Origin of the sequence: Bradyrhizobium zhengyangense, from assembly GCF_022012555.1 — a bacterium.
Classification (GTDB): domain Bacteria; phylum Pseudomonadota; class Alphaproteobacteria; order Rhizobiales; family Xanthobacteraceae; genus Bradyrhizobium; species Bradyrhizobium zhengyangense.
The window spans coordinates 400,733-426,706 of record NZ_JAKLTZ010000003.1 but is presented as its reverse complement, the minus strand read 5'-3'; the positions used below and the strand labels follow the sequence as shown (position 1 = coordinate 426,706).

At 63.9% G+C, this 25,974-nt stretch carries 26 protein-coding genes; 12 read left to right on the top strand and 14 right to left on the bottom strand.

What is annotated here, in order from left to right; all coding sequences use genetic code 11:
- Position 1 precedes the first annotated feature (1 nt).
- The 3 genes from L6639_RS12640 to L6639_RS12630 form a co-directional block, all read right to left on the bottom strand.
- The gene (locus L6639_RS12640) at positions 2-760 is read right to left on the bottom strand and encodes a slipin family protein (RefSeq protein ID WP_377818674.1); all 759 of its coding nucleotides are present in this window, start codon (positions 758-760) and stop codon (positions 2-4) included.
- Positions 760-2,133, bottom strand: coding sequence for an NfeD family protein (locus L6639_RS12635; RefSeq protein WP_237862560.1), 1,374 nt, complete (start codon positions 2,131-2,133; stop codon positions 760-762). The genes L6639_RS12640 and L6639_RS12635 overlap by 1 nt, the downstream gene beginning before the upstream one ends.
- A 476-nt stretch (positions 2,134-2,609) precedes the next feature.
- On the bottom strand, positions 2,610-3,383 hold the full coding sequence (locus L6639_RS12630) for a gamma-glutamyl-gamma-aminobutyrate hydrolase family protein (protein WP_237861832.1): 774 nt from the start codon (positions 3,381-3,383) through the stop codon (positions 2,610-2,612).
- A gap of 296 nt (positions 3,384-3,679) precedes the next feature.
- Here L6639_RS12630 and L6639_RS12625 point away from each other — a divergent pair, with 296 nt between their 5' ends.
- The gene (locus L6639_RS12625) at positions 3,680-4,780 is read left to right on the top strand and encodes an AI-2E family transporter (RefSeq protein WP_249798162.1); all 1,101 of its coding nucleotides are present in this window, start codon (positions 3,680-3,682) and stop codon (positions 4,778-4,780) included.
- Positions 4,781-4,843: 63 nt separating this feature from the next.
- Here L6639_RS12625 and L6639_RS12620 read toward each other — a convergent pair whose 3' ends face one another.
- From L6639_RS12620 to L6639_RS12595, 6 genes are all read right to left on the bottom strand, one after another.
- The gene (locus L6639_RS12620) at positions 4,844-5,140 is read right to left on the bottom strand and encodes an antibiotic biosynthesis monooxygenase family protein (protein ID WP_035673823.1); all 297 of its coding nucleotides are present in this window, start codon (positions 5,138-5,140) and stop codon (positions 4,844-4,846) included.
- 99 nt (positions 5,141-5,239) lie between these two features.
- A complete protein-coding gene (locus L6639_RS12615) occupies positions 5,240-5,476 on the bottom strand; it encodes a hypothetical protein (RefSeq protein WP_237861829.1) in 237 nt (78 codons plus the stop codon).
- 56 nt (positions 5,477-5,532) lie between these two features.
- The gene (locus L6639_RS12610) at positions 5,533-6,765 is read right to left on the bottom strand and encodes a GGDEF domain-containing protein (protein WP_237861828.1); all 1,233 of its coding nucleotides are present in this window, start codon (positions 6,763-6,765) and stop codon (positions 5,533-5,535) included.
- A gap of 229 nt (positions 6,766-6,994) precedes the next feature.
- Positions 6,995-7,477 carry a 30S ribosomal protein S9 gene (gene rpsI / locus L6639_RS12605; RefSeq protein WP_237861826.1) on the bottom strand — a complete coding sequence of 161 codons (483 nt, stop codon included), beginning with the start codon at positions 7,475-7,477 and terminating at the stop codon, positions 6,995-6,997.
- Positions 7,478-7,479: 2 nt separating this feature from the next.
- Positions 7,480-7,944: a 50S ribosomal protein L13 gene (gene rplM / locus L6639_RS12600; protein WP_015685724.1), complete on the bottom strand. Its 465-nt coding sequence runs from the start codon at positions 7,942-7,944 to the stop codon at positions 7,480-7,482.
- Positions 7,945-8,103: 159 nt separating this feature from the next.
- Entirely contained in the window at positions 8,104-8,532 is a 429-nt protein-coding gene (locus L6639_RS12595) for a PaaI family thioesterase (RefSeq protein WP_237861825.1), read from the bottom strand.
- An 85-nt stretch (positions 8,533-8,617) separates the two neighbouring features.
- Between L6639_RS12595 and L6639_RS12590 the strand changes: the two genes are divergently transcribed.
- The 5 genes from L6639_RS12590 (at position 8,618) to L6639_RS12570 (ending at position 12,439) form a co-directional block, all read left to right on the top strand.
- The gene (locus tag L6639_RS12590; protein ID WP_237861823.1) at positions 8,618-9,442 is read left to right on the top strand and encodes an enoyl-CoA hydratase; all 825 of its coding nucleotides are present in this window, start codon (positions 8,618-8,620) and stop codon (positions 9,440-9,442) included.
- 102 nt (positions 9,443-9,544) lie between these two features.
- The gene (locus tag L6639_RS12585; RefSeq protein ID WP_237861821.1) at positions 9,545-10,129 is read left to right on the top strand and encodes a CoA-binding protein; all 585 of its coding nucleotides are present in this window, start codon (positions 9,545-9,547) and stop codon (positions 10,127-10,129) included.
- A gap of 137 nt (positions 10,130-10,266) precedes the next feature.
- Positions 10,267-11,547 (top strand): O-acetylhomoserine aminocarboxypropyltransferase, encoded by a 1,281-nt coding sequence (locus L6639_RS12580; RefSeq protein ID WP_237861819.1) that lies wholly within the window; start codon positions 10,267-10,269, stop codon positions 11,545-11,547.
- A 112-nt stretch (positions 11,548-11,659) separates the two neighbouring features.
- Positions 11,660-11,998, top strand: coding sequence for a hypothetical protein (locus L6639_RS12575; RefSeq protein WP_237861818.1), 339 nt, complete (start codon positions 11,660-11,662; stop codon positions 11,996-11,998).
- Positions 11,999-12,103: 105 nt separating this feature from the next.
- Complete coding sequence (locus tag L6639_RS12570; RefSeq protein WP_237861816.1) at positions 12,104-12,439, top strand: hypothetical protein; 336 nt, start codon at positions 12,104-12,106, stop codon at positions 12,437-12,439.
- 19 nt (positions 12,440-12,458) lie between these two features.
- On the opposite strand, the gene L6639_RS12565 is transcribed toward L6639_RS12570, so the two are convergent.
- Positions 12,459-13,541 (bottom strand): COX15/CtaA family protein, encoded by a 1,083-nt coding sequence (locus L6639_RS12565; protein WP_237861814.1) that lies wholly within the window; start codon positions 13,539-13,541, stop codon positions 12,459-12,461.
- Between the two features lie 109 nt (positions 13,542-13,650).
- On the opposite strand from L6639_RS12565, the gene L6639_RS12560 reads away from it, so the two are divergent.
- Positions 13,651-13,872: a DUF2842 domain-containing protein gene (locus L6639_RS12560; protein ID WP_045003154.1), complete on the top strand. Its 222-nt coding sequence runs from the start codon at positions 13,651-13,653 to the stop codon at positions 13,870-13,872.
- On the opposite strand, the gene L6639_RS12555 is transcribed toward L6639_RS12560, so the two are convergent.
- Positions 13,862-14,905 carry a polysaccharide deacetylase family protein gene (locus L6639_RS12555; RefSeq protein ID WP_237861812.1) on the bottom strand — a complete coding sequence of 348 codons (1,044 nt, stop codon included), beginning with the start codon at positions 14,903-14,905 and terminating at the stop codon, positions 13,862-13,864. The genes L6639_RS12560 and L6639_RS12555 overlap by 11 nt on opposite strands.
- 129 nt (positions 14,906-15,034) lie before the next feature.
- Between L6639_RS12555 and L6639_RS12550 the strand changes: the two genes are divergently transcribed.
- Positions 15,035-16,216 carry a GNAT family N-acetyltransferase gene (locus L6639_RS12550; protein ID WP_237861811.1) on the top strand — a complete coding sequence of 394 codons (1,182 nt, stop codon included), beginning with the start codon at positions 15,035-15,037 and terminating at the stop codon, positions 16,214-16,216.
- Between the two features lie 47 nt (positions 16,217-16,263).
- Here the strand turns inward: L6639_RS12550 and L6639_RS12545 are convergent, their stop codons facing one another.
- A complete protein-coding gene (locus tag L6639_RS12545; protein ID WP_237861809.1) occupies positions 16,264-18,483 on the bottom strand; it encodes a GumC family protein in 2,220 nt (739 codons plus the stop codon).
- Positions 18,484-18,677: 194 nt separating this feature from the next.
- Between L6639_RS12545 and L6639_RS12540 the strand changes: the two genes are divergently transcribed.
- From L6639_RS12540 to L6639_RS12530, 3 genes are all read left to right on the top strand, one after another.
- A complete protein-coding gene (locus tag L6639_RS12540) occupies positions 18,678-19,811 on the top strand; it encodes a glycosyltransferase family 4 protein (protein ID WP_237861808.1) in 1,134 nt (377 codons plus the stop codon).
- Between the two features lie 118 nt (positions 19,812-19,929).
- A complete protein-coding gene (locus L6639_RS12535; protein ID WP_237861806.1) occupies positions 19,930-21,477 on the top strand; it encodes an undecaprenyl-phosphate glucose phosphotransferase in 1,548 nt (515 codons plus the stop codon).
- A 151-nt stretch (positions 21,478-21,628) separates the two neighbouring features.
- Positions 21,629-22,885 carry an O-antigen ligase family protein gene (locus tag L6639_RS12530; RefSeq protein ID WP_237861803.1) on the top strand — a complete coding sequence of 419 codons (1,257 nt, stop codon included), beginning with the start codon at positions 21,629-21,631 and terminating at the stop codon, positions 22,883-22,885.
- Here L6639_RS12530 and L6639_RS12525 read toward each other — a convergent pair.
- Positions 22,854-23,330 carry a MarR family transcriptional regulator gene (locus L6639_RS12525; RefSeq protein WP_237861801.1) on the bottom strand — a complete coding sequence of 159 codons (477 nt, stop codon included), beginning with the start codon at positions 23,328-23,330 and terminating at the stop codon, positions 22,854-22,856. The two genes, L6639_RS12530 and L6639_RS12525, sit on opposite strands and share 32 nt — an antisense overlap.
- A 148-nt stretch (positions 23,331-23,478) precedes the next feature.
- Between L6639_RS12525 and L6639_RS12520 the strand changes: the two genes are divergently transcribed.
- Positions 23,479-24,675: an FAD-dependent monooxygenase gene (locus tag L6639_RS12520; RefSeq protein WP_237861800.1), complete on the top strand. Its 1,197-nt coding sequence runs from the start codon at positions 23,479-23,481 to the stop codon at positions 24,673-24,675.
- A 99-nt stretch (positions 24,676-24,774) separates the two neighbouring features.
- Here the strand turns inward: L6639_RS12520 and L6639_RS12515 are convergent, their stop codons facing one another.
- On the bottom strand, positions 24,775-25,950 hold the full coding sequence (locus L6639_RS12515; RefSeq protein ID WP_237861798.1) for a saccharopine dehydrogenase family protein: 1,176 nt from the start codon (positions 25,948-25,950) through the stop codon (positions 24,775-24,777).
- Between the last annotated feature and the right edge of the window lie 24 nt (positions 25,951-25,974).

The following is a 25,974-nucleotide window of genomic DNA, read 5'->3' as shown; positions in this document are numbered from 1 at the left end:
CTCACGTCGTGTCACGCCGCGACGTAAAATAATCGAGCAATCCCGTCGGCAGCGGAAACACGATGGTCGACGACCGCTCGCCGGCGATGTCGTGCAGCGCCGCGAAGTAGCGCAGCTGCATCGCCTGCGGCTCCTGCGCGAGAATGCGGCCGGCCTCGACCAGCTTTTCGGCGGCCTGCTGTTCGCCCATCGCATTGATTACCTTGGCGCGCCGCAACCGTTCCGCTTCGGCCTGCTTGGCGATCGCGCGCACCATGGTCTCGTTGATATCGATGTCCTTGATCTCGATTCCGGTCACCTTGATGCCCCAGACGTCGGTCTGCTTGTCGAGGATTTCCTGGATGTCGGCGTTCAACCTGTCGCGTTCGGCGAGCATCTCGTCGAGCTCGTGCTTGCCAAGCACCGAGCGCAACGTGGTCTGGGCAAGCTGACTGGTCGCGGCCATGTAGTCGCCGACCTTGATTATGGCGCGCTCGGGATCAACGATGCGGAAGTAAAGGACGGCGTTGACCTTGACCGAGACGTTGTCGCGCGAAATCACGTCCTGGGGCGGCACGACCTGCACCATCACCCTGAGGTCGACCTTGACGAGCTGCTGCGCGACCGGAATGAGGATGACGAGGCCCGGCCCTTTCACCCCGGTGAAGCGGCCGAGCGTGAAGATGACGCCGCGCTCATATTCCCTGAGGATGCGAACGGCCTGGGTGAGAAACAGGATGACGATCAGCGCAAGCGCTGCATAAAGCGAATATTCGAACATCAGACTTGACCTCCCTCGCCGTTCGGCCGCCGAACCACCAGGGTCAAGTCGACGATGTTGGCGACCTCGACCCTCTCTCCGGGCTTGAAGCTATCGGCGCCGCGCGCTTGCCAGCGTTCGCCATGCGTGAAGACGTGCCCCTCGGTCTCGTTCCAGTCGAGCACCTCGGCGATCAGGCCAAGCATGGCTTGCGCGCCGACCCGTGGCGCACCGCGGCGGGCACGCCTGAGCGCGCCGAGCACGACCAGAACAAACCCGGCGAAGATCGCCGCGACAATGGCGATGACCGACCACGACAGCCGGTAGCTGGGCGATTCGACCCGCACCAGCATGATGGCGCCCAGCACAAAGGCGACGACGCCTCCAAGGCCGATCACGACGGTCGGATTGAAGGCCTCGATGGCAAGCAGCGCGATGCCGACCAGCATCAGGCCGAGCCCGGCATAATTGATCGGCAGCATATTGAGGGCATAGAGGCCAAGCAGCAGGCAGATCGTTCCGACCACGCCCGGAGCAACCGTCCCGGGCGACATGAACTCGAAGACGAGGCCGTAGATTCCGACCATCAGGAGGATGAACGCGACGTTGGGATCGGTGATGACCGCAAGGAATCGGGAGATCCGGCCGGGATCGACGGCTTCGATGATGGCATCCTGCGTTGCTAGCCGCTGCGTCGTGCCGCCGCCGAGCTCGACCACGCGACCGTCGATCTGCCTGAGCAGGTCGACCTCGTCGCGCGCGACGAGGTCGATCGCGTGCGCCTGCAACGCGCCGTTGGCGGACAGCGTCGCGGCTTCGCGGACCGCCTTCTCCGCCCAATCAGCATTGCGGCCGCGCAGTTCGGCGAGGCTGCGGATGAAGGCGACGGCATCGTTCGTTACCTTTGCCGTCATCGCATCCTTCGGCTCGTCCTTCTTGTCCTTGCTGTCCTTGTCAGGCGTGCCGCTCGGCAAGCCCGGAAGCGATCCGCCAATCTGCACCGGCGTCGCGGCACCGATATTGGTGCCCGGCGCCATCGCCGCGATATGAGTCGCATAGAGAATATAGGTCCCGGCGCTTGCCGCATGGGCGCCGGCCGGTGCGACATAGCCGGCGACAGGAACGGTCGAGCCGAGCACATCCGCGATGATCTCGCGCATGCTGGAGTTCAGGCCGCCGGGGGTATTCATGCGAAGAATGACGATCTCGGCGCGTCGCTCGCCTGCCTTGGCCAGCGCCTCCTTCACATAGCTCGCCGACGCCGGCCCGATGGCGCCGTCGATCGTGACGGTGAGTGCAAGACGGCGCTGATCCTCCGCTGAGCCGGGACGGAGACAGGCAAGACAAGCGACGATGCCGATTGTCGCAACGAGGGCCGCCTTCATGATCTGCACGGCAAGGGCTCCCTTGGCGAAGATATGGTGGCCGTCAGGCAAACCTCAATCCGGAGGTCTGTCGCTCGCGATTGCGATTGTGCGATGCAATGGGCGGGGACGTACGGCGGCGCTCGTGTCGCGGACGACGCTCGCCGTCATTCCGGATGCGTGCGCAACGCGGGCCGGCCTTACTTTTCCGAAGAGGCGCGAAAAGAAACCAAAGCTCGGGCGAAATCTGTCGCAAGAACGCGAAGGCGCGGCGGCTATTTTTCGTTCTGCATCTGACTCCATTTCGTTCCCAAAGAACGAATCGGAATCGCGAAAATCAGTGCGAGCCAATTCTTGCCGATCGGTTATTCGAACGACGTAATCCCGAACTCCGTCACGGAGAAACTCCGGATTGCTTCCGCCTTCGCCGAGGCTTCGGCGGACAAGTCGCAAATTTCGCCGTGGCGGCCGCGCGAGAGCAGGCCGTGCGGCCTCTCACCTGCGAGTTACGCCGCAGCCCTCTGCTTCGCCACCATCGCTTCCCCGAAAGCCTCGAACAGCTTTCGGTTGATCGGATTGCGCTGCGGATCGTATTCGGCGTGCCATTGCACGCCGAGCGCGAAGGTCGGCGCTTCCGCAATGCGGATCGCCTCGATGGTGCCGTCCTCGGCGACGCCTTCGATCAGCACGCGCTTGCCGGGGTCGAGGATGCCTTGCCCGTGCAGCGAATTGACCCGGATCTTCTCACAGCCGAGGAGCTTGGCGAACGCGCCGCCCGGCGTGAGATCGACGTCGTGACGGTCGGCGAACACCACGGTCGGGTCGGGATGGATCTCGCCATTCTCGAGCCGGGGCATGCGGTGGTTCATGCGGCCGGGGATCTCGCGGATCTCGGGATGCAGCGAGCCCCCGAAGGCGACGTTCATCTCCTGCAGGCCACGGCAAATGCCGAACAGCGGAATGCCGCGCGAGACGCAGGCGACCGAAAGCGCCAGCGCGACCTCGTCGCGATGGATATCATAAGGCTCGTGCTTCTCGCAGGGGTCGACATTGAAGCGGGTCGGATGCACGTTGGCGCGGGCCCCCGTCAGCACGATGCCGTCGACGGTATCGAGCAGAGCGGCGATATCGGTGATATCGGGCGCACCCGCGAACATCACCGGCAGGCCGCCGGAAACCTCGGCCACGGCGCGCAAATTGCGCTCGCCGACCATCTGAACCTGAAATCGATTTTCGACGCGATGGGCGTTCCCGATCACGCCGACGACCGGCTTTCTCATCTCCCGTTCCGACCTCCCCGTAAGAAGATTCTTCAAACATGCCCCTCGGATGGAACAAATTCAACAGAGCGGATCGCGGGACGGCAATGCTATTTTTGCGCAAATGGGCCCTGGGCGCCCTGTCAGAGCCGCGGCATTGGTCGCAAGGCGCCCGGGCGCTTCGATCCGGCGCACCGGCCCCGGCTTGATCGCCGGTCTGATTTCACGAAAGAGTGCCCGTGCCCGCCCCGAAAGGACATGATGTGAGCGTCTCCAGAGATGAACAGTCAAAAACCGGCTCCGATCTGACGCGGGGCATGGCTTGGGCCGTTGCCGTCGGCGGCATCGCCGTCGTCCTGTTCTCCGCGGCACTCGTCTTCACCTGGTACTTTGCCACCACCCTGCTCCTGATCTTCACCGGCATGCTGCTCGGCGTCGGCCTCAACGCGCTGACCAATGCGCTCGGGCGCCGCGTGCACCTGCCGCATGCGGTGCGGCTTGCGATTGTTTGTTTCGTCCTTGCGGCATTGTTTGCAGGTGTCGCCTATCTCGGCGGCGCGACCATTGCCGAGCAGGCCTCGGTGCTCAGCAACACCATCAAGTCGCAGATCTCGCATGTCAGGTCGTTCCTGGAGAACCACGGCATCGACACCAGCGTCTTCGATCTCGGCAATGCAAGCTCCGCCGCCCCCTCGACCTCGGCCGATACGCCGTCGGCCCCTCCGCCGAACTCGAACACACGTGCCCCATTGCCGGGCGCAGGCGCACTAGCCTCCAACGGCGGGGCGATCGTGAGCCAGACCTTCAAGCTGCTGTTCGGCGCGATCAGCGCCGTCGGCAATATTTTTATCGTGCTTTTCCTGGGGCTCGCCTTCGCAGCCCAACCAGGCGTCTACCACGACGGGCTGCTGTTCCTCGCACCGGCCAAGCATCGCCTCCGCGCGACGCTGATCATTGACCGGATCGGCGAGACGCTGGAGCGCTGGCTGATCGCGCAGATCATCGTCATGCTTGCGGTCGGCGTCGTGACCTGGATCGGGCTTGCCATCATCGGCATCCCCGGCTCGTTCATCCTGGGAATCCAGGCCGGCCTGCTCGCCTTCATCCCGACCGTCGGCGCCATCATCGCCGGCGTTGTCGTGGTGCTGGCGAGCCTCGCCTCGGGCTGGATTCCGGCACTATCGGCGCTGATTCTGTTCCTCGGCGTGCATGCGATGGAGAGCTACGTGCTGACGCCGCTGCTCCAGCGCCAGGCGCTGGACATCCCGCCGGCCACGCTGTTCGCGTTCCAGATCCTGCTCGGCGTCGTCTTCGGAATCTGGGGCCTGGCCCTGGCGCTGCCACTTGTCGCCATCGCCAAGGTCATGATCGATCATTTCAAGACGTACGAGGCGCCGCCCCCGGCCGAGGCGGCGTAGAGCATGATCCGGAAAAGTGTGTAGCGGTTTTCCGAAAGATCATGCTCCCGAAATATAGCCGGCTCAAGTCGTCAGCACGGTCTCGGTGTGCTCGACTTCCGGAGGCGAGGCAAAATACTGGCCGACGAGGCCGCGCCATTCGGTGAAATTCTCGGAACCACGAAAATCGACGGTGTGGTTCTCCAGCGTCGCCCATTTCACCATCAGTCGATAGCGCTGCGGCTTCTCGATCGACTTGTGCAATTCGAAACCGTGAAAGCCCTTGGAACGGCCGAAGGCGGCTTTGGCCTTGGCGACGGCGGCCTCAAAGTCCTTCTCGCTACCCGGCTTGACGTCGATTTGCGCGATCTCGGTGATCATCGGTTTCCACCCCGTTGTCTGGTGGCCGTGTCTAGCGCAGACGGACGCAAAGAAAAAGGCGCCGAAACGGCGCCCTGCCCGACCGAAAATGCGGCGCTGTCAGCCGAACAGCAGCGCGGTGCCGGCGACGACAAGCGCGCAACCTAGAAACAACGCGATCGGCCAATAACTACGGCCCTGGGTATAGCGCCCCTGGGCGCGGCGCTCGGCAATCAGCGCCGTCTCGTATTCGTCCGCTGTCGAGAACAGACACGCGAAACCACCGCGTGCCGAACTTGCGGCGGCTTCGAGCGACATCAGGGCAGCTTGCGGGTTCTGTCGACGGATCGATTCCATGACCGCAATGGTGGAACCGAATGGTAAACAGAGAATTACCGCGAGCCGTGTTCGTCTCAGGCCGTGGCCGGCTGTGTCTTGGACGGTCCCTTGGGAACGCCGATCCGCGCGGCGCTCTGGCGGCGCCAGTTCTCCAGCGACAGCGGCAGTTCCTCAGCCGCCTCGACGCGGTTACGACCACCGCGCTTGGCCTGGTAGAGCGCCGTGTCGGCGGACGCCAGCAACACCTCGAGCTCGGTGCCGGCAGGCCCGCCCGCCACGCCGATGCTGACGGTGGTGTCGACAGGCCCCTCCTCGACCACGACGCCTGATGTCTGGAACGCCTCGCGCACGCGTTCGGCGACCAGCACGCCTTCTTCAAGCGCGCACGGAAGCAGCGCGGCGAACTCCTCGCCGCCGATGCGGCCCGACAGGTCCGAGATGCGCAGATTGTTGACGACGATGGTCGAGAACAGTTTCAGCATCTCGTCGCCGGCGGGATGGCCGAAGCGGTCGTTGATCGACTTGAAATGGTCGATGTCGAAGATCATCACCGTGACAGGGCGGCCGCCCTTGGCCTCGCGCTCGATCAAGCGCGCGCAGGCTTCCGAGAAGCCGCGGCGGTTGAGCATGCCGGTCAAGGGATCCGTCGACGCAGCGGTGCGATGCGCGGTGACGGTGCGCTCGGACACCAGCATGAAGATCACGAACACAGTGCCGACGGCATAGAGGATGAGCTCGACCGCGAACACGGTGACCCAGACGCTGGTAGAGAAACCGGCGTCATGCGGGCGCAGGAAGCTGCCGAGCAGGATCGGCAGCATCAGCACGCAGCCGTGCATCACGGGCACGACGAAAGCCGGCCAGCGCCGTTGCAGGCTCTTGCGCCGTTCGACCCAGAGCTCGCTTGCGGTCAGCGCCGCATAGACCGAGACGATGCCGGCGCCGATGATCATGCGCAGCATCGAGGCCGTGGGATCGAGCAACGTCGCGGCCGCGACCCACGCGAGTGCGCCGAATACCAGACCCGGCCAGTTCGGCTTGCGGCCGTGGAAGACGCGCGCCGCGTTCCACACCATGCCGCAGGCGACGAAGCCGACCGCGTTCAAGGCGAGATAGAGATACGGGCCGAGCTTGTCGCCGGTCGCGGTCCACAGCGCGACAGAGGACGCGCCGAGCAGATAGGCGGTGCCCCACCATTTCAGCGCGGGGCTGTTCTCCTGCTTGCCGAAAAACACCATCATGGCGCCGAGCAATGCGGCGACCATCGTGGCGACCAAATAGAGCGTGATGCTATCGAGCGACATCATGTCGGCCCCCTTCTAAACATAGCAGTTACGCGATCGGCCCAGCCGACTTGCGCGCCCTTCCAGATGCGACGCTAGGTCCGGCGAGTTCCATTCAGGTTTTCACGCGGGCCCAAGTTTTCGGGAAACACGCGCTCAATTTGCGTACAAACGAACAACAAAAAAGGCGCTGAAATCAGCGCCTTTTTGCTTCTCATTGAAGCCGCTTTCGCGGCGAATGTGACCGAAGCGATTAACGCTTCGAGAACTGGAAGGACCGGCGGGCCTTGGCCTTGCCGTACTTCTTGCGCTCGACCACGCGGGAGTCGCGGGTGAGGAAGCCGCCCTTCTTGAGCACGGTGCGCAGCTCCGGCTCAAAATAGGTGAGCGCCTTGGAGATGCCGTGACGGACCGCGCCGGCCTGGCCGGACAGACCGCCGCCGGCGACGGTGCAGATCACGTCGTACTGGCCCGAACGCTGGGCCACCGAGAACGGCTGCTCGATCATCATGCGCAGCACGGGACGAGCGAAATAGACCTCGACCTCGCGCGAATTGACGGTGACCTTGCCGGCGCCCGGCTTGATCCAGACGCGGGCAACCGCGTCCTTGCGCTTGCCGGTGGCGTAGGCGCGGTTGAACTTGTCGACCTTCTTCTCGTGCTTGGGCGCATCGGGCGCCACAACTGCGGTCTTGAGCTGCGAAAGCTGGTCGAGCGACTGAATGGATTCGGCCATGATTATGCGGCCCTCGTGTTCTTGCGGTTCAACTTGGCGATGTCCAGCTTCTCGGGCGTCTGGGCCTCGTGCGGATGATCGGCACCACCGTAGACACGGAGGTTGCCCATCTGGACGCGACCAAGCGGACCACGCGGGATCATGCGCTCGACGGCCTTCTCGAGCACGCGCTCGGGATGCTTGCCTTCAAGGATCTGGCGCGCGGTGCGCTCCTTGACGTGGCCGACATAGCCGGTGTGCTTGTAGTAGGTCTTCTGCTCGCGCTTGCGACCGGTGAGGACCGCATGCTGGGCGTTGATGATGATGACGTTGTCGCCGCAATCAACGTGCGGGGTGTAGGTCGGAAGGTGTTTGCCGCGCAGACGCATGGCAACGATGGTGGCGAGACGGCCGACGACCAGACCCTTGGCGTCGATCAGCACCCACTTCTTCGTCACCTCGGCCGGCTTTGCCGAAAAGGTTTTCATGTCAGAGTTTTCCGTGGACGGGGAATAGCGGCGCGAACACCGCACCGGACTGCGCGGGTTTCTAGAGAAGAGACACGCAACGGTCAATGCCCAGTGGCGGAAATTATATAAGTCAAATCAGCGACTTATAAATATGGTGCTATATTACCTGTAAAAAGCTCAAGCATTTGGAATGGAATAGGTCGATGTGACATGGGCGATCGGATCGGGCGAGGTCCCGGACAACAGCTTGACCTCCCCGACCGCCAGCCGCTTGCCGAGCTTGAGCAGCCGGGCCTCCGCCAGCACATCCTGCCCGGGCTGGCCCTTGCGCAGGAAATTGATGTTGAGATTGGTGGTCACCGCGAGCCCGATCGGTCCGATCGCGGAGAGCAGCACCACGTACATGGCGAAATCGGCGAGCGCCATCAGCGTCGGGCCGGATACGGTTCCACCCGGCCGCAGCATCTTCTCACCGTAACGCTGGCGCAAAAGGCAGGTCTGGCCGTCCGCGCTCTCGATCGTGATGTCGTCGCCGCTGAAGGCCTGGGGAAATTCGTCGCGGAGAAACTGCTCGAGCTCCGCCACGCTCATTTTCGCTGCCGCCATGCCGTTCCCCACCCTCGCTTCACGTCGCCTGCTACATTAGGTTACTGCATCATCTAACTGTAATAATCCAATCGGAAACGCCGCAATGTCCACCAAGGCCGCCCGCGCTCCCTCCCCGCATCAGTCAATTCTGCTGCGCGAAATGGTCGGCCCGATCGCGGTCCTGATCCTCAACCGGCCGGCGGCACGCAACAGCCTGTCGACGGCGATGATCGCCAGCCTGCATGCCGAGCTACATGACATCAGCAACGACAAGGCCGTCCGCGGTGTCGTGCTGGCGGCCAACGGTCCCGCCTTCTCGGCCGGCCATGACATGAAGGAGCTGACTGCGCGCCGCACTGATCCCGACCGTGGCCGCGCCTTCTTCGCCGAGGCCATGAATGCCTGCAGCGCGATGATGCAGGCGATCGTGCACCTGCCGAAGCCGGTGGTCGCTGCCGTCCAGGGCATCGCAACCGCGGCTGGCTGTCAGCTCGTCGCGAGCTGCGATCTTGCGATTGCATCGGAAGCGGCGAGTTTCGCTACGCCCGGTGTCGATATCGGCCTGTTCTGCTCGACGCCGATGGTGGCGCTGTCACGCAACGTGCCGCGCAAGCAGGCGATGGAGATGCTGCTGACGGGCGAGCCGGTCCCGGCCGCGCGCGCGAGAGAGATCGGCCTGGTCAATCGCGTCGTCGCCGCCGGCACCGAGCGGAATGCTGCGATTGCGCTGGCCGAGCAGGTCGCCCTGAAATCCGCCTACACCGTCAAGCTCGGAAAGGAGGCGTTCTACCGCCAGGCCGAAATGAGCCTTGCGGATGCCTATCGCTATGCGGCAGAGGTGATGACCGAAAACATGATGGCTCGCGACGCTGAAGAAGGCATCGGCGCCTTCATCGAGAAGCGCACGCCGACATGGCGGGATGAGTGACACTCTAGCATCGTCATTCCGGGGCGGCTCGCAGAGCAGAACCCGGAATCTCGAGATTCCGGGTTCGCGCTATCGCGCGCCCCGGAATGACGGAAAGAAAAAATGAACCACGACGCCTATCCCGACAATTATATCCGCAGCATCCTCAACAGCGTGAAGTCCATTGCGATGGTCGGCGCCTCGCCGATCAACGTGCGGCCGAGCTACTTTGCGTTCAAATATCTGGCGCAGCGCGGCTATGACATGATCCCGGTCAACCCTGGACATGTCGGCAAAGACCTGCTCGGAAAGCCATTCGTCGCCTCGCTTCGCGACATCGGCCGCCCTATCGACATGATCGACATCTTCCGCAACTCCAGCCACATCATGCCCGTGGTCGAGGAGGCGCTGACGCTCGCTACTCTGCCGAAGGTGATCTGGATGCAGCTCGGCGCGCATGACGATGCCGCAGCTGAAAAGGCGGAAGCGGCCGGTATTAAGGTCGTGATGAACCGCTGCCCCAAGATCGAATATGGCCGACTGTCGTCGGAGATCTCCTGGATGGGCGTCAATTCGCGTACGCTGAGCTCCAAGCGTCCGCCGGCGCCGACGCAGGGCATGCGTCTATCCCTCAATCGGATGAGTGTCGGCGGTGGCGACACCGCCGCCTCCGATCGCGCCGCCAAAAACAAGAGCGAGCAAAGCTGACGCAATTGCGAAGGATTCGTTTCGCGAACGCGTCAATGGGTAGCACGATCGTTGCGATGTGAAGCCGCGGCTTGACGCCGGGCACGGCTCCCATCAGCATGCCGCGCGATTTCAGACCCCAAGAACAGGACGCCTCAATGAGCGATCGCCTTCCGGGATTTTCCACCCTCGCCGTGCATGCCGGCGCACAGCCCGATCCGACCACAGGTGCGCGCGCGACTCCCATTTATCAGACAACATCGTTCGTCTTTAACGACGCCGACCACGCCGCCTCGCTGTTCGGCCTGCAGGCGTTCGGCAACATCTATACCCGCATCGGCAACCCGACCAACGCGGTGCTGGAGGAGCGCGTTGCCGCGCTCGAAGGCGGCACCGCCGCGCTGGCGGTCGCCTCGGGCCATGCCGCACAGGTCGTGGTGCTGCAGCAATTGCTCCAGCCGGGCGACGAGTTCATCGCCGCGCGAAAGCTTTATGGCGGCTCGATCAACCAGTTCACGCACGCATTCAAGAGCTTCGGCTGGAACGTGGTGTGGGCCGACCCCGATGATATCGCGAGCTTCGAGCGCGCCGTGACGCCGCGCACGAAGGCGATCTTCATCGAGTCCATTGCCAATCCCGCTGGCAGCATCACCGACATCGAGGCGATCTCGTCGGTGGCGCGCAAGGCTGGCGTGCCGCTGATCGTCGACAATACCTTGGCCTCGCCCTATCTGATCCGCCCCATAGATCACGGCGCCGACATCGTTGTGCACTCGTTGACAAAGTTCCTGGGCGGTCACGGCAATTCGCTCGGTGGCATCATCGTCGATGCCGGCACCTTCGATTGGTCGACGGGCGGCAAATATCCGATGCTCTCCGAGCCGCGGCCCGAATATCACGGCATCCGCCTGCAGGAGACGTTCGGCAATTTCGCCTTCGCGATCGCCTGCCGCGTGCTGGGCTTACGCGACCTCGGCCCGGCACTGTCGCCTTTCAACGCCTTCATGATCCTGACCGGCATCGAGACGCTGCCGCTGCGCATGCAGAAGCACTGCGACAACGCCAAGGCGGTCGCCGAATTCCTCGCCGGCCACCCTGCCGTGGCCTCGGTGAACTATGCGGGCCTGGCCAGCGACAAGTATAACCAGCTCGCGCGCAAATATGCGCCCAGGGGCGCAGGCGCCGTGTTCACCTTCAGCCTGAAGGGCGGCTATGACGCGGGCGTCAATTTAGTGTCGAAACTGCAGCTGTTCTCGCACCTCGCCAATGTCGGCGACACCCGCTCGCTCGTCATCCACCCGGCCTCGACCACTCACAGCCAGCTCGACGACGCGGCCAAGGTGAAGTCCGGCGCCGGTCCCGACGTGGTGCGTCTGTCGATCGGCATCGAGGACAAGGAAGACCTGATCGCAGACCTGGAGCAGGCCCTGAGCGCGTAGAGCACTACCGTCCATCCGCACCGGGATCTGGCGCTGCGCCTTGCCGAGGGCTCCGCGCCAGCTTCCGTGGCTACGGTCGCTCAACGTCCACGATCCGACATGATCGTGGTGATTGCGGCTGCACAAGGATGGCCACGAACATGGCCGTACCGACGCGATCATCCTCTTTCACGACAGCACGCTGGTCTACAAGGCGCTGCGCATGATCGGGCTGTACATGAAGAAGTCGGGACAAAGCCACGTGTTCGCGAAGAACAATGAGTCTGATGTTGCGGCCCTCTTCCTTGGAAAATTCGCCGACATCGATTTCGCGCGAGAATTCGGTCAAGCCGCGAACCGGGACGAACTTTTCGAGAGGTCGGAAACGGAAGTGATCCAGCACGTTCTGAAGAACAGGGTGAGCATTCAGTTCGACGCGGCCGTCACCCCGGTCAGGACGATTCCTGCCTGATCAGCGGAGCGCGTGAAAGCGCTTGGAAACGGGCCGCGGTTAACAGTCATTAACCATATCTGCCGCATAGATCGTTCTTGGATCGTCTTTGATTCGGAGCCGACGATGCTGCGCTGGATGGTGCCTGCTGCCCTTGCGGCAATGCTGACGGCCTCAGCAACCTTTGCCGCCGATTTGCCCGCCCATCCGAAGCGACGAGCTCCGCCGCCGCCAAAGGTCTATGTCGAGACTGATCCAGATGCGCTGATCTCGCCGGCCGATGGCGTCGGCAGCTACATCCGCAATCTGCCGGGCACCCCGCTGTTGCCGGGCTCGCACACACTACCGGGTTATTACGGCCGCCCCTGGGACTACGACTACCAGGGCTCGTATTACGGCGGGAAGCAGGTCGACTATTTCTGGCGCCTGCCCTATTCGTGCGGCATCTACGGCTATTGCTGATCAGCTTGGCTGATAGTGATCAGCCGGCCTGACCGACCGGAACTGCACGCGGCTGTACGTCCGCGCTCTGCCGCGACGCCAGCCGCTCCGCCTGCATTACCGCCAAGGTCAGCACGGCGATCGCGACCGCCTGGTGCGAGAGCGCCAGGTCAATCGGCACCTGGTTGAGCAGCGTGAGGATGCCGAGCACCACCTGCAAGCTGACCGCCGCAAACAGCCAGAGCGCACCGCTCGTCGCCGAGCCCGCGCGCGAGCGTACCGCGTCGAACGCATGCAGCGCCACCAGCGTGAACAGCAGGTAAGCCGTCATGCGGTGCTCGAACTGCACCGTCAGCACATTGTCGAACATGTTGCGCCACCACGGCGTCTCGAACCACAGCCGGTCCGCCGACGGAATGAATGCGCCGTCGATCTCCGGCCAGGTGTTGTAGGCGCGTCCGGCGCGCAGACCCGCGACCAGCGCCCCGAAATAGATCTGGATGAAGGTCAGGATCACCAGCACCGCGCTCGTGAACCGCAGCCGCATGGGAACCGCGAGCTGCGCCCGGTCGGCGAGCCGCCGCACCGTCCAGACGATGCCGGCGAAGATCAGCAGCGCCAGCACCAGATGCGTCGCCAGCCGATATTGAGAAACCTCCACCCGCTCAGACAATCCGGAGGCCACCATCCACCAACCGACTGCGCCCTGAAGGCCGCCGAGCGCGAACAGCAGCCACAGCCGCCGCTTCAGCTCACCGGACAGGCCGCCGCGCCACAGGAAGAACAGGAACGGCAGCAGATAAGCGACGCCGATGAAGCGGCCGAGCAGCCGGTGGCTCCACTCCCACCAGAATATCTGCTTGAACTCGGACAGGCTCATGCCCGCGTTGAGTTCGCGATATTGCGGGATCTTCTTGTAGGCCTCGAAGGCGTCTGTCCACTGTGTCTCCGACAGCGGTGGAATACTGCCGGCGACCGGCTTCCACTCGACGATCGACAGGCCGGATTCCGTCAGCCGCGTCGCACCGCCAACCAGCACCATCAGCGCGATCAGGGCGGCCACGGAGATCAGCCACCAGCGCACGGCGCGATGCGGGTTGGTCGGGGCGGAAATCGTCGTCATTTCAGGGACAAACCAAGCCTTGTGACTAAGAGACTTGAACCGGACTGCGTGCCCCTTATAGTCCCCCGCTCCCGCAGCGCAAGTTACGCGAAAGCCGCAAGTCCCCGCCATGACGATCCGCACCCGCAAGTTCCTCGGCGCCATTCTGCTGCTGGTGCTGGCCACCGTATGGGCTCTGCTCGGCATGGCGGCTGCGCAGATGCCGTGGATCGCCGAGTCCGGCTGGCGTCAGGCGATCTACTACGTGGTGGTCGGCATGGGCTGGGTGCTTCCGGCCATGCCCATCGTGAGTTGGATGCAGCGGCCCGACCGGGCGAAATCTAGCTCGTAACGCTGCCCGTCGGTTTCACCGGCGCGAACGCAACGCCCGACACCAACACCCGCATCATTCGCAGCGAGCGCACCCGCCCGTCCCAGGGGATCCGCGGCAACGCGCGCAGATTGGTGCGTCCTTCCGCATCCACAATGCCCGGGATCGTCGATACCGCGCTGGCAAAACCGGCCTCCTCCGCCATCACGACGTGGCTGCGCCGGAACGAGGACCGATCGCCGAACGGATATGCCAGGTGCCGGATCTCACGGCGAAACGCGGCTTCCGCCACAGCCTTGCCCATCGTCATCTCGCGCATCGCCGCCGCATCCTTCATGTTGGCGAGGTTAGGATAGTTCACGGTCGCACTGCCGATCGTGACCAGCGGATCGGCAGCGAGCTTCGCCAAATCCTCCCAATCCATCGACGCCTCGCGAGAGAGTGCGACAAGATCGATGCTGTAGCGCGTGCAGAGATCAGCGATCGCGGCTGACAGATCCGCAGGCGGCAGCGAGCGCAGCCAGCCCTCGAGATGCGAGAACAGCGCCTGCTTCTCGGCATTGTCTGTGACGGTGAAACGCTGCTCCTTGTCGCCCATCATCAGGCTGACGCGGCTCTCGCGCGCGATCACCCGCTCGAGCCCAAGCCACCACGCCTCGCCAACGCCATCGGGAAAAGCGGTAGGAACATAGAGCGTGAACGGTACGGCGTGGCGCGCCAGCACCGGATAGGCAAAGCTGATGAAGTCCTTCGGCGCGCCGTCGAAAGTGAGTGCCACGAAGCGCTGTTTCTCCGGCAGCGTCACCGCGCGCCGGCAGACCTCGTCCATACCGAGAAAGTCATAGTTCCAGCGCTTCAGCGCACGAATGGCGCGATCGAGGAATTGCGGCGTGATCTCGTGTTCGCGCAACGGCTGGAACGCGCCGCTCCGCCCCGGCCGTACGTGCGCGAAGCGCAGGATGGCGCCCGCGCCACGGCTGCGCAGCAGGGCCTGGCCCGAGAACCAGGCCAGTTCGAGCCGCAACCGCTCCAGCCATCTGTCGTCGGATGCCAATACCCCACCTTCGCGTTCGCCGGCAGCCTGCTCCCTGACCCATTGTCATTACCCTTTGTTGACATTTATTTGCAAAGGTCGGCCACAGGCCGAAATACGTATTTTTCGCTTTCTCGACAGGTTTCGTGAATGACCATGGCTGCGGCGATGCAAAGCCGGACGGCAGAATCGCCAGCGCGGTCCAGAGCGAGCCGTATTGCGCGTGTCGATATCATCGCCGATCTCGGTGAAGCCGAGAGGGTTTGGCGCGCGCTCGAGGAGCCCGGTCACCTCTTCACGCCGTATCAGCGGTTCGATCTCCTGGGCACCTGGCAACGATCGGTCGGCGAGCACGAAGGCGCGCGCCCCTTCGTCGTGATCGCGCGCGATGCCGAGCGGACTCCGCTCGCCCTGCTTCCGCTGGCGCTGCGCCGGGGCCATGGCGTGCGCACGGCCTGCTTCATGGGCGGCAAGCATACGACCTTCAACATGGGACTGTGGAACGCCGAGTTCGCCGCACAGGCCGTCGCCACCGACCTCGACGCACTGATCGCACCGCTGTGCAACCGGGTCGACGTGCTCGCGCTGACGCAGCAACCGAAGGGCTGGCACGATCAGCAGAATCCGTTTGCGCTATTGCCGCAGCAGAGCGCGATCAACGGCTGCCCCATGCTGATCATGGAGCCGGGCGGCCCGCCCGCATCGCGGATCAGCAATTCCTTCCGCCGCCGGCTCAAGAGCAAGGAGAAGAAGCTCCAGGCTCTTCCCGGCTACCGCTATCACCTTGCGACAACGGACGCGGACGTCACCCGCCTGCTCGACTGGTTCTTCCGCGTCAAACCGGCGCGGATGGCGGAGCAGAAGCTGCCTAATGTCTTCGCCGAGCCTGGCGTCGAGCAATTCATCCGCAGTGCCTGCCTGGCGCCGCGCGGCGAAGGCCGCGTCATCGACATTCATGCGCTGGAATGCGACGAGGAAGTGATCGCGATCTTCGCCGGCGTCGCCGACGGCCAGCGCTTTTCGATGATGTTCAACACCTACACGATGTCGGATCACGCCCGCTACAGCCCGGGCCTGATCCTGATACGCTACATCATCGACCGGTACGGCGAGCGCGGCTACCGCTCCCTCGACCTCGGCATCGGATCGGACGACTACAAGCGCATGTTCTGCAAGAACGACGAGGACATCTTCGACAGCTTCGTGCCCCTGACCCCGCGCGGCAGGCTCGCGGCCATGGCGATGTCCTCCATCAACCGCGGCAAGCGCCTGGTGAAGCAGAACCAGGTGCTGTTCGATCTGGCGCGACGGCTGAGGCAGACGTTCGGGTAGCGACTTTCCCTTCTCGCCTCGTGGGCGGCGCGAGAGGATAACGGGACCTACGCCGCCACCACGCGCGCTGTCTCACCAGCATCCGATGGCTGCACGGGCCGCCTCAACATCGTCACCTCGCTGAAGCCGACGCCCTTGAGCTGCTCGCACATGAGCGTACGCGCATCAGCCTCCATCGACGCGTCGGGGACCACGACAGCGCGGGCATTCGTCGTCAAGAGTTCTGCGGGCAGCTCGGATGCGCCACCGGCGTCGAGCAACACGTAATCGTAAGCGCGCAGCAAGGCATCGATTGCGAGCGCCACTCGCGGCGACTGAAGCAGACTTTGGTCGAAGCCTGGACGACCGGCCAGAACGAGATGCAGCCGCGAGAATTTGTCGCGCGTAATGATCTGCGCGAACGAGGCCTGCCCCTGCATCAGCTCGGCAAGTCCGGGCGCTGTCGGATCGACCGACACCGCGACGATCGTCGGCGAGGATGCGGCAAGATCGACCACGACGACACGCGCCTCGCGCGCCAGATGCCGGGCGAGCGTCAGCGCCGACAGCGTGATCGCCTCTCCTGAAGCGGTGCCGAGCACGGTGACCTTCTTGGCGCTCGCGCCAGCAGCCTTCAGCCTCTCGGCCAGCTGCCCGATCTCGGCCAATTCGCTGACGTCGGCATCGTCGGTCATCTCCGGCTGGAGCGGCGCCGGATCCGTCTCCACTGGATCGACAACAGGCTCGCGGCGTGCCGTCGCGGGGGCGAGCGTCGCGACGACGCGCGGCGCGGTCTGGCGCAGAAGCTCGCCGGTGACGACGAGACCGGAGGACAACAGCAGCGTCGCCAGCGTCGCGATCAACACGATCGGCAGCTTCTTCGGATAGGCCGGCGTGTTCGAGACGATTGCGCGCGAAATGATGCGGCCCTCGGTCGGCGCGGTATCGATGGTTTCGCGGGTATTCGCCTCGCGATATTTGGCAAGATAGGTCTCGAGCAGGTCGCGCTGCGCCTTGGCCTCGCGCTCGAGCGCGCGGAGCTGGACATCCTGGCCGTTGGTCGATGTCGCCTGCTTCTTGAGCTGCTCGAGGCTCGTGGTCAGGCCGTCGACCCGGCCGCCGGCGATCCGGGCGTCGTTTTCGAGCGAACGCGAGATCTTGGCAGCCTCGTCGCGGATCTGACCATCGAGATCGCTCAGCTGTGCCTTCAGCTCCTTGATGCGCGGATGATTTCCGAGCAGCGTGGACGACTGTTCGGCGAGCTGCGCGCGTAGCGTCACGCGCTGCTCCGACAAGCGACGCATCAGCTCGGAGTTCACGACCTCGGATGCCTCGATCGGCTTGCCGCTCTGGAGCATTTCCTTGATCAGCCTCGCCTTGGATTCCGCGTCCGCCTTCAGCGAGCGTGCGTTGTTGAGCTGGGTGTTGACCTCACCCATCTGCTGGTTTGACAGCGTGGTGTTGTTGGTGCCGATGAACAGCGACGACTTCGAACGGAAATCCTCGACCTTCGCCTCGGCCTCGGAAACCTTCTTGCGCAAATTGTCGATCTCGCCCGAGAGCCACTGGCTGGCATTGCGCGCCTGGTCCTGGCGCGCATTCTGCTGGAGCACCAGATAGCCGTCGGCGATCGAATTGGCGACGCGCGCGGCGAGCTCGGGATCCTGCGACTGGAATTCGACCACGATCACACGCGACTTGTCGACGGCATAGGCCTGAAGGCGATCATAGTACGCGTCGAGCACCCGCTCTTCCGGCGTCATCGAGAACGGGTCGCGGACGATGCCGACCAGCGCCGCGAGCGATTTCAGGGGCGAAATGCCTTGCAGCACCGGATCGAACTCCGGCCGCTCGGCCAGCTTGTTCTTCTTGATGATCTCGCGCGCGAGATCGCGCGACAGCACGAGCTGCACCTGGCTGGTGACGGCCTCGGGGTCGAGCGCCTGCCGCTCCTCGGTGCTGCGATCGCTGCTCGGCCGCAGGAAGACGTTCTCGCGGCCGTCGATCAGGATGCGCGATTCGGATTTGAAGCGCGGCGTGATGAGATTGACGATGGCGACGGACGCGACGAGGGCCAATACCGTCGGCACGATGATCCAGCTGCGCTTGCGGGCGAGCGCGCCGCCCAGCGCATGCAGATCGATGTCGCCGGATTCGGCTGGCGCCTGCTTCGCTGCAATCGGCGCAGGCTTGGCTTCAGCTCTGGGCTTTGTCTCGAGCTTGGCTTTCGAAACGGCCCGCTCGATGACGGCCTTGTCCTTGCCGGCACGCCAGAACGCTAAACGCATCGAACACTCCCGCAGGGCAACGCCACTCGTGGACCTCAATGAGGCCGATTACACTCCATTAAGGTTGCCGCTGGGTTAATCGCGACCTCCGGCAGCCAACGTGGGCACGCTCGTCATCGTTTGTTAACCACGAGGGTCCTTAATCGCATCGATATTTCGAGAACTTTGTCCAGTTTCGTGCGCTGGTTTTGATCATGCCTCCCTCTCCTGACCAGCCGCTTCGCATTCTGCACGCCGTACGCGCACCCGTCGGAGGCATCTTCCGCCACATCCTCGACCTCGCCAACGGCCAGGTTGACCGCGGCCATCACGTCGGGATTCTCGCCGACAGCCTCACCGGTGGCGAGCGTGCGGACAAGGCGCTGGCCGAACTTGCGCCGCGCTTGAAGCTCGGCGTGCATCGGATGGCGATCCGCCGGGAACCCTCGCCCGAGGATTTTCTGGTTTGGTTGCGCATGCGCCGCCTGATTGCAGCGCTCAAGCCCGACGTCATGCATGGCCACGGTGCCAAGGCCGGCGCTTTCGTTCGCATGCGGCGCCGCGCCGACGACACCATCCGCATCTACACGCCCCATGGTGGCTCGCTGCACTATCCGCTCAACACCCTGAAGGGGGAGTTTTACGCACGCCTCGAACGCTCGCTGATGGATGCGACCGACCTGTTCCTGTTCGAGAGCGCCTTTGCGCGCGACACCTACCAGCGCATCGTTGGCACGCCCAAGGGCGTGGTGCACTGCGTCTTCAACGGCGTGACGCCGGAAGAATTCGAACCTGTCGTTATCGCCGATGACGCCACCGACCTCTGCTATGTCGGCGAGTTCAGGCACATCAAGGGCGCGGACCTCCTGGTCGACGCGGTGGCGCGACTGCGCGAGAGCGGCAAGCAAGTCACGCTGACGCTTGGCGGCGACGGTGAGGAGACTGCGGCGCTGAAGGCACAGGTCGAGCGGCTCGGCCTAAAGGATGCGATCCGCTTTATCGGACACGTCAAGGCGCGTTACGGCTTTTCCAAGGGACGACTGCTGGTCGTTCCCTCGCGCGGCGATTCCATGCCCTATGTCGTCATCGAGGCCGGCGCGGCCGGCATTCCCATGATCGCAGCGCGCGTCGGCGGCATCCCTGAGATTTTCGGGGCCGACAGCCCGGCCCTATTCGCGGCCAGCAACGCCGAAGCCATGGCCGAGGCGATCGCGGCCGCGCTCGACGATGCGCAGGCGACTGCGCAGCGCGCAGCGGCCCTGCGCGAGCGCATCTCGGCGCACTTCTCGCAGCAGGCGATGGTTGATGGCGTGCTCGCGGGTTACCGCGATGCATTTGCCAATCATTAACCATCCTTAAGCCGGCTTTAGAGAATCTTCCGATTTGTCCGATAATCGAGTGCCTGGGGATGCATGCCCGGGGAGCAAAGTCGCTGCCCGCGGGGCCTTGAAATGGACGTAGACGCCCGTGGAACCGCTCAACGCACGCTCGATGCTCGATGCCGCGACCAGCGCCGCGGCCAAGCCTGCCGAGACGAATTTCGTCGAACGCCGCCGCCGCCTCACGCCGGCTGCGCTCGAGGTCGTCAACCAGAAAGTCGCCCGCGCCTATTCGCCGATCGTGATTGCCGGCATCGTGCGCGCCATCGACTTCGCGCTGCTCAACGTGGTCGGCATCGCCGTATATGTCGGCTATGTCATGCCGCACAACGGCTTTAGCTGGATCTATCCGATAGAGATCGTCGCCGTCGCAGTCGCAGCCGTGGTCTGCTTCCAGGCCGCGGACATCTATCAGGTGCAATTGTTCCGCGGCCAGCTCCGGCAGATGACGCGGATGATCTCGTCCTGGTCGTTCGTCTTCCTGCTGTTCATCGGCGTCTCCTTCTTCGCCAAGTTCGGCAGCGAGATCTCGCGGCTGTGGCTTGCCGCCTTCTATTTCCTTGGCCTTGCCGCGCTGGTCGTCGAGCGCCTCATCCTCCGTTCGCTGGTGCGCAACTGGGCGCGCCAGGGCCGGCTCGATCGCCGCACCATCATCGTCGGGTCCGACAGCAACGGCGAGCAATTGGTTGAGGCGTTGAGGGCGCAGGAGGATTCCGACATCCACGTGCTCGGCGTGTTCGACGACCGCAACGACAGCCGCGCGCTCGATACCTGCGCCGGCGCGCGCAAGCTCGGCAAGGTCGACGACATCGTCGAATTCGCCCGGCGCACCCGTGTCGATCTCGTGCTGTTCGCGCTGCCGATCTCGGCGGAGACGCGCATCCTGGAGATGCTGAGGAAGCTCTGGGTGCTGCCGGTCGATATCCGCCTCTCCGCCCACACCAACAAGCTGCGCTTCCGCCCCCGCTCCTATTCCTATCTTGGCGAAGTGCCGACGCTCGACGTGTTCGAGGCGCCAATCACCGATTGGGATCTGGTGATGAAATGGCTGTTCGACCGCGTCGTCGGCAGCCTCGCATTGCTCGCGGCCCTTCCCGTGATGGCGCTGGTGGCGCTGGCCGTGAAGCTCGACAGCCCCGGCCCCGTCATGTTCCGCCAGAAGCGGTTCGGCTTCAACAACGAGCGTATCGACGTCTACAAATTCCGCTCGATGTATCACCACCAGGCCGATCCGACGGCATCGAAGGTCGTGACCAAGAACGATTCGCGTGTCACCCGCGTCGGCCGTTTCATCCGCAAGACCAGCCTCGACGAATTGCCGCAGCTCTTCAACGTGGTGTTTTCGGGCAATCTCTCCCTGGTCGGCCCGCGTCCGCACGCGGTGCAAGGCAAGCTCCAGAGTCGACTGTTCGACGAGGCCGTCGACGGCTATTTCGCCCGCCACCGCGTCAAGCCCGGCATCACCGGCTGGGCCCAGATCAACGGCTGGCGCGGCGAGATCGACAATGAAGAGAAGATCCAGAAGCGCGTCGAGTTCGACCTCTATTACATCGAGAACTGGTCGGTCCTGTTCGACCTTGTCATTCTCCTGAAGACGCCGATCTCGCTGCTGACCAAGAACGAGAACGCGTATTGAGCTTTCATCATGCCCCGGCTTGACCGGGGCATCCAGTACGCCGTGGCGCCAGCCATCTCCACAACAGGCGCCGCAGAGTACTGGATCGCCCGGTCAAGCCGGGCGATGACAGCGGTGTTTGTGGCGAGAGAGTTAGGCGTGTGAGCGTGTGATGGCGTATGCGGCAACAGCCGGTGGAATGAACGTAGCCGCACCGGCTGCGCCCGGCGTGCTCGCCCTCCAGCGCGCGCTGGTGTGGCTGGTCGGCGCATCGGGCGCAATCGTCTTCATCGAGCCGAGCCCCTACGAGATCGCGACGCTGCTCGCCACCGTCGCCTTCTTCGCCACCGGCCTGCGCCTGCGGCTCGTGCTGATGCCGCTGGTACTGGCTCTGGTGCTGCTCAATGTCGGTTACACCATCAGCGCGATCCCGTTGCTCGACCAGTCAGAGGTCGCAAGCTGGATAGCGACCTCCTGGTACATGGCTGTTACCGTGGTGTTCTTCGCCATGGTCACCTCCGAGGACACGGAGGCGCGGCTCGACATGCTGCGCCGCGGCCTGGTGGTCGGCGCGATGATCGCCTCGCTCTCAGCGATTGCAGGCTATTTCAACCTGGTCCCCGGCGGCCACGATCTGTTGACGCTCTACGAGCGCGCCCGCGGCACCTTCAAGGACCCGAACGTGCTTGGCGCGTTCCTGATCCTGCCGGCGCTGTTTGCGCTCCAAAGCGTGGTTTCCGACAAGCTCGCCAAGGCCTTTCGCAACGCCTTCGCCTTCGGCATCATGTCGCTGGCCATCCTGCTCGCCTTTTCCCGCGCGGCCTGGGGCGGGCTGATCCTGACCTCGGCGTTCATGCTGGCATTGATGGTGCTGACCAGCCGCACCAATGCCCAGCGCTCGCGCATCATCGTCATGGCGATCGTCGCGGTGGTGCTGGGGCTGGCGCTGATCGCGGTGCTGCTGTCGTTCGATTCCGTCGCCGAGATGTTCAAGCAGCGCGCGAGCTTCGACCAGAGCTATGACGAGGGCCGCTTTGGCCGATTCGGCCGGCACATCCTGGGCGCGGAGATGGCGCTTGATCTGCCGTTCGGCATCGGCCCCCTGCAATTCCACCGCTTCTTCCCTGAAGACACCCACAATTCCTACCTGAACGCCTTCATGTCAGGCGGCTGGCTCTCCGGCGTCTGCTATCCGGCGCTGGTCTTCACCACCGTCATCATGGGCTTCCGCCACATCTTCGTCCGTGTGCCCTGGCAGCGCGCCTACCTCGCGGTGTTCTCCGCCTTCGTCGGCACCGTCGGCGAAAGCTTTGTGATCGACACCGACCACTGGCGCCACTTCTGGATGATGCTGGGCGCGATGTGGGGCATGATCGCCGCGGCGCAGGCCTACAAGATCACGTCTGGCGAGGATGCTTCTTCAGCTTGAGCTGGGGCCTCTTTTCGGGCGGCGTATCGAGCAGGCCCTTTAATGCCGTGGTCGCTGCGAGCACACCCTTGTAGCCCTCATTGGCAAACCGCAGCAGCAGGCGCAGCTCTTCGTCGCTATAGGCGCTGAACACCTTCTCCATCGCCTGCTGCATCGGCACGTAGAGTTCGCCAATCTTCGCCCCGGTCTCCGGTATCACCGAAATGAAGACCTTGCGCCGATCATGCTCGTCCCTCTCGCGGCGCACGAGGCCAGCCTTCTCCAGTCGGTCGACCACGCCGGTGATGGCGCCCGTCGTGAGCCCCGTCACCTCGGCAAGCCTCCCCGCGGTCACGCGACCCTCGAGATAGAGAATGTCCATGCATTCGAGGTCGGAATTGGCAATTCCGGCTACGTTCGCAACGGCTTGCCCATAGAGCACGCCCTGCGCGGACGACCGCCGCATCGCCTCTTCCAATTCCCCCAATAACGCCGCGCGCGCCTTTGCCCTTGACAAGGCCGACCTCATATCTTAGTCGATATATATCTTAGTCACTAAGAGATTTAGTGACCTTAATTTCTCCTAGCACCACGGAAACGTCGGGAGCAAGCCAATGCCTCACCGTCCCCGCAAGGCCCTCATCATCGGCGCGGGCATCGCTGGGCCCGTCGCCGCGATTCTGCTGCGTCGCGCCGGCATCGAGTCCGCAATCTACGAGGCCTGGCCCTACTCGAAGGGCATCGGCGGCGGCCTCCAGATCGCCCCCAACGGCATGCAGGTCATGGACGAGATCGGGCTTGCCGACGAGCTGACCAGCCGCGGCTCGATCGCGGAGTCCTTCGACTTCTATTCGCAAGAAGGCCGAAGGCTCGGCTCGATCAACCGCGACATGGCACGGCGCTTCGGCCAACCTGCGGTCAATGTCTGCCGCGCCACGCTGAACGAGATGCTGATCGACAAGGCCTGGTGCGCCTGCGTCTCGCTCTATTTCGACAAGCGGCTGATCAAGGTCGAGGATCGCGGCGACCAGCCTGTGATCGCCTATTTCGCCGACGGCACCACCGCGGAGGGTGATTTTCTGATCGGCGCCGATGGTGTGCATTCGATCACGCGGCGCCAGGTTGTGCCTGATGGTCCCAAACCCTTCAACACCGGCCTGATCGGCTTCGGCGGGTTCGTCCCTCATTCGGTCCTCGACGGAAGGGCGATCGGCAGACGTGTCGAGACCACGTTCGGACAGAGCGGCTACTTCGGCTACGGCTATTGCAGCCCGGATCCAATGGACGGCGCGATGTGGTGGAGCACGCAGCCCGCGCACGGCATGGATGCCGCGATGTTTCGCGCACTCGACGCACAGACGCTGAAGCAGCATCTGCGGAGCTTCCATCACGGCTGGCACGATCCGATCCCCGCGATCATCGAGGCGGCCGAGAACATCGTGATCACCGATACGCTCGATGTCGCGACCTTGCCGACCTGGTCGCGCAAGCGCTCGCTCCTGATCGGCGACGCCGCGCATGCAACCAGCCCGCATGCCGGCCAGGGCGCGTCGCTCGCGCTGGAAGATGCGATGCGGCTCGCTCGGCTGATGCAGGAGGGTCAGGAGTTGACGGCGACGTTCCAGGCCTTCGAGGCCGAGCGACGCCCCCGCGCCGAGAAGATTGTCGCCATCGCGCGTCGCAACGGCAACAGCAAACGCGAGTTCAGCGCCGCCGGCGCCTTCATCCGCAATCAGATGATGAAATGGCTGCTGCCGCTGGGATCGAAGAGCATGGATTTCATGTACGCGTATGACGCAAGGGCGGCGTAGCGGCAACCTCGGCTGCCGAAGGGTGAGGCGCAACGCGCCGCGCCCACCATCTCTCCTCGGTCGTGCAAAAAGTCGTGAGCACGCTTCGCTTTGCCCGGGCTAGCTCTCCACCTCAAACCTCATCCCCGCGTGCTCCCGCAAGCGCCTGATCAGCTTGTGCTGCATCGCCGCGCCCGGCGTCCAGAGACCGGGTGGGACATCAGGCGCATCGCGCAGCAGGCAGATCGCGCATTCCGAGATCATCCTGGCCGTTGACGCGTAGCCGGGATCGAGATCGCCCTTCACCGCAGTACGAAACTGACGGCCATCGGGCGCAATCGCGATATAGAGCAGGTCATAATGACCGGCGTCGCGCTCTTCTTTCGATGGTCCCTCGCCGGGCTTGAGCGCCTCAGGGCCGGTCTTTTCGCTGTTGGCGGCCATAACGAGCTTGGCATTGGCCTGCCCCTCGTCCCCCGCCCCCGTCAGCACCATCTCGTCGTAGACGAAATCCCGGCCGTAAGGGAATCCCATCAGCATGTTGGAACGGTGAACGTTGCGCGTGTTCAGCATCGCCATTGCGAACGGCGCGGACCAGGATTGCAGATCCTCCTCGAAAACAGGCTTGTTGCCGCGCGGCTGCTTCGGCCCTTCGAAGCCGGGCGTGAATGCGAAGGGGTCCTTGAGGATCGACACCAGGCTGAGATCCTGCGCAACCGCTTCGAAGGTGACCCTTGCGCTGGCGGACGTGCCGCCGGAAAACTTCCAGCTGAGGTCGCGGACCCGCCCTTTGACGCGCGGCGCCGGTGCACCGAGCACGCGCCTTGCTTCCTCCTGGACAATGAACGCACCGAGCTCGAACGGCATGGAATCGAAGCCGCAGGAGAACATGATGCGCGCGCCGCTCGCCTTGGCGGCCGCCTCGTGCCTGTCGATCATCTGCTTCAGCCAGATCGGCTCGCCGCAGAGATCCATGTAATCGGTGCCCGAGGCGACGCAGGCGGCGAGCAGATCGGATCCATAAAGCTGATAGGGACCGACAGTGGTAACGACCAGCTTCGCCTGATCGACCATGGCCCGCAACGATGCCGGATTGGCGGCGTCCGCTACAATCAGCGGCGTGTCAGCGGGAGCGCCGATCACATCGCGAACGGAGGCAAGCTTGTCTCTGCTGCGCCCGGCAAGCGCCCAGGTCGGCGCACCCTCGCCAACGTAATGCGCCGCGAGATATTCAGCCACGAGCTGACCGGTGTATCCGGTCGCACCGTAGACGACGATGTCGAACGTCGCGGACATCGATCAGCCCCTTTCGGAAACGCG